Raw genomic sequence first — 9,044 nt, 5'->3', positions numbered from 1 at the left:
CCCCGGGACCCAAACAAATAGCCCCACCCACCCACCCCCCGTGCGCCCGCGGGGGGGGGCCCCCGCCCCGCGCCCCACGCCCGCAGCCGCCTCGCGAGAGTCCGGGCACTGCGGATCCGCCGCAACCGGCACCGTCCGCACCGTCGTCGGTGGCGCGGTCGGTTGCCGATGTGGCGGATACGGGGACAGCCTGCCGGCCGGGCGGCAGACCGCGTGCCGGTGCGGTGGGTCAGTGGACGGGGTGTGCTTCTTCCGCTCCCGGGCGTCGGAACTGGGTGCGGTGCAGCTCCTCGTATCGGCCTCCGGCGGCCAGGAGTTCGGTGTGGGTTCCGCGTTCGACGATGCGGCCGTCCTCGACGACCAGGATCAGGTCAGCGGCCCGAATGGTCGAGAGCCGGTGGGCGATCACCACGGCGGTACGGCCCTCCAGAGCCTCGCCCAGAGCCTCCTGGACGGCCGCCTCGGAGGTGGAGTCGAGGTGGGCCGTCGCCTCGTCGAGGATGACGACTCGCTGGCGGGCCAGCAACAGCCGGGCGATGGTGAGCCGTTGCCGCTCGCCGCCCGAGAGCCGGTAGCCGCGCTCGCCGACGACGGTCTCGAGCCCGTCGGGCAGTGAGGTCACCAGCCCGCTCAGGCGGGACCGGTGCAGGGCGTCCCAGATGTCGCTCTCGGTGGCGTCGGGCCGGGCGAGGAGCAGGTTGGCGCGGACGGATTCGTGGAAGAGGTGTCCGTCCTGGGTGACCATGCCGATCGTCTCGCGGATCGAGTCCGAGGTCAGGTCGCGTACGTCGATGCCGTTCAGCCGTACGGAACCGGTGTCGGTGTCGTACAACCGCGGGACGAGCTGCGCGATCGTGGACTTGCCTGCTCCGGAGGAGCCGACCAGCGCGACCATCTGGCCGGGTTCGGCGCGGAAGGAGATGTCGTTCAGAACCTCCGTGCCGGCGCGGGAGTCGAGGGTGGCGACCTCCTCGAGGGAGGCGAGGGAGACCTTGTCGGCGGAGGGGTAGCCGAAGCGGACCCCGTCGAACTCCACGGACACCGGCCCGTCCGGCACCCGGCGGGCGTCGGGCTTCTCAGCGATCAGCGGTTTCAGGTCGAGGATCTCAAAGACCCGCTCGAAACTGACCAGGGCGCTCATCACCTCGACACGCGCGCCGGCCAGTGCGGTCAGCGGGGCGTAGAGGCGGGTGAGGAGCAGGGCGAGGGCGACGACGGCTCCCGGGTCCAGGCTGCCGCGCAGTGCGTAATAGCCGCCGAGTCCATAGACCAGGGCGAGGGCCAGGGCGGACACCAGGGTGAGGGCGGTGATGAAGACCGACTGGGCCATGGCGGTTCGGATACCGATGTCGCGCACCCGGCGGGCGCGGGCGGCGAATTCGGCGGACTCGTCGGCGGGCCGCCCGAAGAGTTTGACGAGGGTCGCGCCGGGGGCGGAGAAGCGCTCGGTCATCTGGGTGCCCATGGCGGCGTTGTGGTTGGCCGCCTCGCGCTGCATCTTGGCCATGCGGGAGCCCATCCGGCGCGCGGGTACGACGAACACCGGCAGCAGGACGAGTGCGAGCAGCGTGATCTGCCAGGAGATGCTGAGCATGACGGCGAGCGTCAGCAGCAGGGTGACGAGGTTGGAGACGACGCCGGACAAAGTGTTGCTGAAGGCCCGCTGGGCCCCGATGACGTCGTTGTTGAGCCGGCTGACGAGCGCGCCGGTGCGGGTGCGGGTGAAGAAGGCGACCGGCATCCGCTGGACGTGGTCGAAGACTGCCGTGCGGAGATCGAGGATCAGCCCCTCGCCGAGGGTGGCCGACAGCCAGCGGGTGAGCAGACCGAGCACCGCCTCGGCGACGGCGATGACGGCGATCAGCAGTGCGAGCCGGATGACCGTGCCGGTCTCCTGGCCCTTGACGATCGCGTCGACGACGCGGCCTGCCAGCACGGGTGTGGCCACGGCGAGCAGGGCCGTGACCACGCTGAGCAGCAGGAAGCGGTACAGCTGCCGGCGGTGCGGCCGGGCGAAGGCCACGATGCGGCGCAGGGTGGCCCGGGAGAACGGCCTTCGGTCCTGCTGGGCGTTCATCGCGCTGTGCAGCGATGTCCACGCGGTGACTTCCATGTCCAAGGGGTGCCTCCGGAATCTGGTGGGCCGACGCGGTTCCCGTCGGCCGTCGTGGCCAGGGGCGCACCCGGTACGCTATGACCTCAACCAACGTTGAGGTCAATTGATTCCGCGCGGTCCTCACCCGGTAACCCGCGGTCACCGCAGGTTGCGGCCCCGGATGCCCTTTGTGAGCTCCGCAATGGACTGATGGGCAGTTGCTCACCCGCGGTATCCGCGATACCTGCCGCACAGCGGCCCCGACCCGGTTTCGTAGGATCGGACCGTGACAACGGGGGCAAGTACCGGCTGGGCGGCGCCGACAGAGGCCGAACGGCTGCTGCACGAGGCGAAAACGCGCGACGACGGGGAGGCGGTGCTCGACACGCTCTCCCGCAGCCGGCTCTATCTGCTGGTCGCCCGGCTCGACGCCGATACTCCCGGCCTCACCGTCCCGCTCCCGTCGCAGCGCGATCTTGCGACGGGCCGGACATGCGTCCCCGTCCTGACGCCCGGCATGCTGCCGCCCTGGCATCCGGACTGGGTGTTCCGGCAGACCACGCTCGCCGAACTCGCGAGAATCTGGCCGGACAACAAGTGGTGGCTCGGGGTCAACCTGGGCACGCCGTGTGCGGCGGCGGTGCCGGCCAGGCCGACGCACCGCAAGGCGTGGCTGAAGGCCGACGCCAAGTCGGCCGGCCCGCAGGGGGGCCGGCTGCTCACGCACAGCGGCGGTCAGCTGCACGGACCGGTCGCGCACGGCTTGGCCCTCGGCGCCCACCTCGCCGTGCACAACGGCCTTGTCTGGAATCAACTCGGCGCCGCCTACGAGGACTACGGGACGGACATCGCACGGCTTCGCAATCCGTGGTGCGTCGGCAATCGCGTCGGCTACCAGCGGACGCTCGACTCGCTGATGGCCACCCGGCTGATCGGCCGCTCCCCTGAGTTCGTACTCCGGACCCGGCACGGTCTCGTCAGGCAGCTGAAGCGGGCGCCCTCGCACAAGGAATGGTCCGACAGCGTCATCGGAAGGCTGACCCGACGCCGCGCGTCCGGCTCGGAGATGGAGGAGGCCGGTGAGTGGCTGCGGCGCATCGTCCGGTACGAAGACCGGTTCCGCGCCGACGGCGTACTCGCGGCCGGCGAGCGGATCGACACCCTGGCAGCCTTCGACTACGGGCGTGCGGTCAATGTCGTACGGCTGGCGCTGGGCGCCCGCTACTGCGATCCGCCCGAGGCTGAGCAGGCCGTGCTGCGGATCGGTGAACTGGCGCGGCAGGCGTACGGATCCTGGACGGAATTCTCTCTCGGTTACGCGCTGACCCGGCTGATCCACTTCGACGAGGACGACGACTCCGGGGCCAAGTACCAGGAGTCGCTTGCCCAGCACCGCATCCTCACCCAGGACCCCACGAGCCCCTATCGGAACATCCCATGGTCATGAACCAGCCCAGCCTGCCGCACTACCCCAACAACCCCGCGTACGGCGCCCCGTGGGTGTCGCCGTCCGAGACCGAGCACCGGCTGTACGAGGCGGGGATGCGAGGCGACGTAGAGGCGCAGCTACGGGTGCTGGCCGGCGCGGAGCTCTATATAGGCGCACCGAAGGCCGAGGTCGACGCGGAACCCGACATGGTTCTCTGGCGTTCGCACCGGGACGAGGCGGGGCGGAGCTGCAAGCCGGTGCTCACCCGCGGGATGCTGCCGCCGTGGCACCCCGAGTGGGTGTTCCACGGTGTCTCCCTCAAGTGGATCGCCGAGTTCGAGTGGCGGGATCCGCGGCAGCTGCTGGCGGTCAACACCGGTACTCCGGCGCAGATCCTCCTCCCCGCCACGCCGCAACACCGCGCGATGTGGCTCCGGTACTACGCGGAGAACGACCAGCCGGACGGAGACCGGCTGATCGCGCTGCGGCACGGCGCGCTGTACGGGCCGCTCGCCTACGGTCTGGCCTGCGGCGTGCATCTGGCGATCGGGAACGGTGTGCCGTGGAACGAGGTCGGCACGGTCTGCAACGAGTACTCCCAGGAGCTCGAATCGCTGCGCGAATCCTGGGGCATCAATGAACGCACCGGCTGGCAACGGCAGTTGAACTTCCTCCTGGACGCACGCAACAGCCCGCCGGAACCCGACTTCGCCCTCCGGGTGCGCGAAGACCTGCGGGCCGGTCTCGGCGAACCGCCGTCGGCCGAGCTGTGGCGCGAGACCGCCGCCGGGCACGCCCAGGACATCGGAGCGGGCCAGGGCGCGGTCCAGAACATCGAGGAACTGGTGCGACGCATCATCCGGTACGAGGCCAGGTTCCGCGCCGACGGGCTGCTGGCACCGGACGGCAGGGTCACCACCACGGTCGCCTATGACTACGGGCGTGCCGTGAACCTGGCCCGCTGGGGGCTGTCGGCCCGGTTCTGCAATCCGCACGAGGCCGAGCAGGCGATCGTGTACGCGGGAGCGCTGAGTAAATCGGCCTACCACTCGTGGGAAGACTTCTCCGCGGCGTACGCGCTGGGAAGGGTGCTGCGCTTCGACGACGAGGAGTACGGCTCGTACTACCAGCAGAATGTTGTCGCCCACCGTCTCCTGACGGAGAACGAGGGCAGCCCGTGGCGGAACATTCCCTGGCGCTGAGCCCAGGTCGGGGCGAACCGAATCACCAGGGGCCGCAGCGACTGCGAGCCGGGGGCAGTGTCCGCCGGTCAGGTCGTGTGCGCGGTGGGCCGGGGAGGCCTCATGGCCCACCGGATCGTCCTGGTCAGCGCGTGACCGGCCGGCCGTACGCAGGTTTCCTCGATCACCGGCAGACAGGGCAGGCCCAGCAGCTCGCGGGCCCACGGCGCAAGTGTGGACACGGCGTTTGCGGTGAGAACGGCGTACGGGGCTCGGGCGATCCAGGGCAGGGGCGGGTGGAGGAGCAGGAAGCGTGCCGCCTCGCGGGCCTCCTGGGTTGCGCGCAGCTCCGGGCGGTAGGAGGCGAGCCGGTCGGCCAGCTCGGTCCGGTCGCGTGGAGGGTCTCTCACGCCGAGCGCGGCTGCGACTCGTGCGGTGTCGGCGATGTATTCGTCGCACCCGGTAGCGTCCAGGGGATGTGCGCCGTAGCGCTGGTGGGCCCGCAGGAAGCTGTCGACCTCGGCGATGTGCACCCAGGCGAGCAGATGCGGGTCGGCTGCGTGGTAGGTCTCCCCGTCGGCGGTGGTCCCTTTCACGCGGTCGTGCACCGCCCGGACGCGGTCGACCGCTTGCTGGGCGTCGCCGGCGGTGCCGTAGGTCGTCACGGCGAGGAATGTGCTGGTGCGCTGCAGCCGCCCCCACGGGTCACCCTGATAGCCGGAGTGAGCGGCCACCGCGGCCATGGCCAGCGGGTGCAGAGACTGCAGCAACAACGCCCTCAGTCCGCCGGTGAACATGGAGGCGTCGCCGTGGACGGTACGGATCGGCCTGTCCGGACCGAACCAGCGAGGTCCCGGTGTGTCATGAATACGCGCACGGTTGTCCCGGCCCGCGGGGCCTGCGACGCGGGTGAAGAGGCTGCTGCCCAGTCGCTCCCGCAGGTCGAAGACCCCGGGCACTGACACGTTCACCCAACAAGTATCCGCCTGGAGGCGAGCCGATGGCCGGGTGCCGAAGAGTGCGCCTCGGAGATCTTCGGGGGTGGCCACCGCTCGGCGGGAGCCTTCGCGGAGTTCAGTGAGCTGCTGGGGCACCGCGCTGAGAAGCACATGGGCACGCTCTGACACGCAGGCGGACGGAGAAGCTCACACGCAGGGTCCAAAAACCCGCGGTGGCAGGTGGGTTGATAGGGTCGCGTGCGCCTGTAGGTCCATCACACCGTCGGAGGTAGCACCACCCGTGTCCGCGATTCCGCCCCTGCAGGACCCGATCGCGTCAGTGACGGACGCGGGCCGCAAGCGCAACCGTCTGATTCTGCTGGGGCTGGTTGTCGTCCTCGCGGGGCTGGTGGCCTTCTCCGTTTTCGGTCCGCACGACTCGAAGGACGACGTGGAGACCCTGAAGGCGGGCGACTGCTTCCAGAACACCGGGACCACAGAGACCCCGGAGGTCAAGAAGCTCGGCTGCACGGCTGCCCACGCCGACTACACGGTGCTCAAGACCTTCAAGGACGCGGTCACCGGTCTCGTGTGCTCGGACGTCACCGGCGCGACGGGTTCCCTCACCCAGGTCGGCGCCGAGTCGTTCGTGGTGTGCTTCAAAGAGACCAATTGAAGTGCTCTCCTGGCTGAGGCCGGGAGATTCCTGACTTACCTTGCGGCAGCGGGCTTGACGCGTTTCGCGCGCCTGACGACTGCCCTCCCGGCAGCCGGGATGAGCGCGAGGCCCATCCGGTAAAGATGCAAGATGTTCCGGGCTGCGTTGTGGTCGGCGTTGCCTGACCATCCGCAGTCCGGATTCTTGCAGACGAACGTGGCCTGGTCCTCCCGGCTGCCGGGCGTGATGAAGCCGCACGCGGAACAGCGCCGGGATGTGTTGGGGGCCGGGACCTTGTGCAGGGTGCCGCCGTACCGGGCGGTCTTGTACGTCAGCATCGTGACCATACGGCCCCACGCTTCGCCGGTGATGGAGCGGTTCAGCCCCGACTTCTGGGCAACGTTCTTCCCCGGCAACCCGACGGTGCCCTTGGCGGACTTGACCATGTTCGTGATGACGAGCGCTTCGACCACGATCGTGCCGTACTGCTTGGCGATGGCGGTGGTCGTCTGGTGCTGCCAGTCCACAGCCCGACGCTTGGCTTTCGCGCGCAGTCCTGCGATCTGGTCATAGGTGTGGTGCAGACGGCGGCTGGTTCGCTCACCGGGCTTGCGGTGCTCCTTGCGCCGGGCGGCACGCTGCTCCAGTCCCAGTAGCTTGGACTGCTCCTGCTTGGTCAGCCACTCGCCGTGGTTCCTGGTGATGCCGTCCGACAGGGCGAGGGGCACGGTGACGCCCACGTCCATGCCGACTTCCGGCCCCCGGTGAGGCCCGGGCCCGGCTACGAGGATCTGGACACGGAATGCGATGTGCCAGCCGAGCGCATCTTTGACCAGCCGCGCTCCGGTGATGCGGTTCTCTTTGTTGGAGTGCTTGCCCACGGGGAGGTCTTTGGTCCAGCGGAACCGGACGCGGCCCACCTTGGGGATGTTGGCCATACCCCAGCGGCGGTGCACACGGACGATGTTCAGGTCCCGTCCCTGCGGGATGTCCACGGACATCACCGACCGGAGGCGGCCCTTGAAGTTCGGGGCATCCGCCCGGCCGTCCCAGCAGTTCTTCCACGCCTGGAAGTACGTTTTCAACACGGCTTGCGCGGCCTGGGCCGGGAGCACTGCGAGGAAGTCGATGTCCTTACGGGCCTGGCGGATCGCGGCATCCGCGCTCGCGAGCGTCCGCTTTTCCTTCGGCATCATCTGCCACCACGCATGGAGGAGATTCCACATCGTGCGGGCGGCGTGCGCCTGGCCGTCGGTCTTGCGCTCACATGCAGGGGACAGTGCCAGTCGGGCGCGATGCCCGAACTGCCGCTTCTCCAGGTCGTGCTCGCTCACGACGGCCACACTACTACCGTTGGTTTATGTCACCGCGCTGGAATCAGAATCCTGATGTACGCACTGGCCGTCACGTCGTCTACCACCTGCACGCCCACTTGGTTTTCGTCACCAAGTACCGACGTAAGGCATTCACTGACGCCATGCTGACTCGCACCGAAGAGATCATGCGCGAGGTCTGCCAGGACTTCGAGGCCGAGCTGAAGCAGTTCAACGGCGAGCAGGACCATGTGCACCTGCTGGTGCAATACCCGCCCAAAGTGCAGCTCTCCAAGCTGGTCAACAGCCTCAAGGGCGTCAGCTCGCGAAGGCTCCGCCAGGAGTACGACGCGCATGTACGCCGGTACCTGTGGGGCGGTCACTTCTGGTCCGGCTCCTACTTCGCTGGCTCCTGCGGTGGGGCACCACTGACGGTCGTCAAGCAGTACATCGAGAACCAACAGCGCCTTGCTGGCTGAGGACAACACTGCGAACCCGGGCACATGTTTCGGGTCAGAGCAAGCCCGAGATGGCCTACCCCCCGCCGTAAACGGCGGAGCACTGGCCAAGACCAAAGGTAGATCAACACGTAGGAGTCGGGCCGTTCCTGGCAGGGCCCACTCGGGTATGCCGTGTCAGCCCGCGGCGGCGGACTTCCGCCGGGGACGGCGCGCTGCGGCGGGCTCGGTGTCCTTGAGGCCCTCCGCCCACAGGGACCGCACATGGCCCAGATGCCGGGTCATGCAGGCCTCGGCGGCCTTGGCGTCACCGGCCAGCATCAGGTCGAGGAGCTCCAGGTGCTCCTCGGCGGACGGCAGCAGCTGGTCGCGCTCGTCCAGGGCCGTCAGTCCGTAGAGGCGGGAGCGCTTGCGCAGATCGCCGACCGTCTCGACGAGACGCTCGTTGCCCGCGAGGCCGAGCAGGGTGAGATGGAACTGGCGGTCGGCCTCCAGGTAGCCGATGAGGTCGTGCTCACGGGCGGCGCGGACGATCTCTTCGGCCACCGGCCGCAGCGCTTCGAGGTCCTCGCGGGAGGCGCTGCGGGTGATCCGGCCGACCATCGGCACCTCGATCAGGGTGCGGATCTCGGTGTACTGGTCGAGGTCGCGCTCGTTGACCTCGGTGACCCTGAACCCCTTGTTCCGTACAGGCTCCACGAGGCCTTCGCGGGCCAGGTCGAGCATCGCCTCACGCACCGGGGTGGCGGAGACGCCGAAGTCCTCCGCGAGCCCCGGTGCCGAGTAGACCTCGCCCGGGCGGAGTTCGCCGGAAATGAGCGCGGCCCGCAGGGCGTGGGCCACCTGGTCGCGCAGCCGCTCCCGGGCCGTGATGAGGTTGCGCTGCTTCAGGTGCCCCATGGTGTTCCTTCCGTGCTGCCGCGGATCACCAGGGTACAATGTCACGTTGCTTTCGCAGGTGCGTGGGTGTGA

8 protein-coding genes are annotated in these 9,044 nt (G+C 69.0%); 4 read left to right on the top strand and 4 right to left on the bottom strand.

All coding sequences use genetic code 11. The features are described 5' to 3' along the window. Positions 1-229 precede the first annotated feature (229 nt). Positions 230-2,119, bottom strand: a complete 1,890-nt coding sequence (locus tag ACWDZ6_RS24710; RefSeq protein WP_451504552.1) for an ABC transporter ATP-binding protein — start codon at positions 2,117-2,119, stop codon at positions 230-232. 262 nt (positions 2,120-2,381) lie between these two features. On the opposite strand from ACWDZ6_RS24710, the gene ACWDZ6_RS24705 reads away from it, so the two are divergent. Both ACWDZ6_RS24705 and ACWDZ6_RS24700 read left to right on the top strand, forming a co-directional pair. Further along, the gene (locus ACWDZ6_RS24705) at positions 2,382-3,542 is read left to right on the top strand and encodes a DUF1266 domain-containing protein (RefSeq protein WP_451504551.1); all 1,161 of its coding nucleotides are present in this window, start codon (positions 2,382-2,384) and stop codon (positions 3,540-3,542) included. Beyond that, on the top strand, positions 3,533-4,726 hold the full coding sequence (locus tag ACWDZ6_RS24700) for a DUF1266 domain-containing protein (protein WP_451504550.1): 1,194 nt from the start codon (positions 3,533-3,535) through the stop codon (positions 4,724-4,726). Before ACWDZ6_RS24705 ends, ACWDZ6_RS24700 begins: the two co-directional genes overlap by 10 nt. A gap of 68 nt (positions 4,727-4,794) precedes the next feature. On the opposite strand, the gene ACWDZ6_RS24695 is transcribed toward ACWDZ6_RS24700, so the two are convergent. Further along, the gene (locus tag ACWDZ6_RS24695) at positions 4,795-5,670 is read right to left on the bottom strand and encodes an oxygenase MpaB family protein (RefSeq protein ID WP_451504555.1); all 876 of its coding nucleotides are present in this window, start codon (positions 5,668-5,670) and stop codon (positions 4,795-4,797) included. Positions 5,671-5,944: 274 nt separating this feature from the next. Here ACWDZ6_RS24695 and ACWDZ6_RS24690 point away from each other — a divergent pair, with 274 nt between their 5' ends. After that, positions 5,945-6,319 (top strand): LppU/SCO3897 family protein, encoded by a 375-nt coding sequence (locus tag ACWDZ6_RS24690; RefSeq protein ID WP_451504549.1) that lies wholly within the window; start codon positions 5,945-5,947, stop codon positions 6,317-6,319. A gap of 35 nt (positions 6,320-6,354) precedes the next feature. On the opposite strand, the gene ACWDZ6_RS24685 is transcribed toward ACWDZ6_RS24690, so the two are convergent. After that, positions 6,355-7,635, bottom strand: a complete 1,281-nt coding sequence (locus ACWDZ6_RS24685; RefSeq protein ID WP_451504548.1) for an RNA-guided endonuclease InsQ/TnpB family protein — start codon at positions 7,633-7,635, stop codon at positions 6,355-6,357. 26 nt (positions 7,636-7,661) lie between these two features. On the opposite strand from ACWDZ6_RS24685, the gene tnpA reads away from it, so the two are divergent. After that, a complete protein-coding gene (gene tnpA, locus ACWDZ6_RS24680; protein ID WP_451504547.1) occupies positions 7,662-8,093 on the top strand; it encodes an IS200/IS605 family transposase in 432 nt (143 codons plus the stop codon). Between the two features lie 156 nt (positions 8,094-8,249). Here the strand turns inward: tnpA and ACWDZ6_RS24675 are convergent, their stop codons facing one another. Continuing rightward, on the bottom strand, positions 8,250-8,972 hold the full coding sequence (locus ACWDZ6_RS24675) for a GntR family transcriptional regulator (protein ID WP_451504546.1): 723 nt from the start codon (positions 8,970-8,972) through the stop codon (positions 8,250-8,252). Positions 8,973-9,044 lie beyond the last annotated feature (72 nt).

Source organism: Streptomyces sp. NPDC002926, assembly GCF_053591755.1.
Note: the sequence above shows the minus strand (reverse complement) of the source record. Positions and strands in the feature narration are given on the sequence as shown.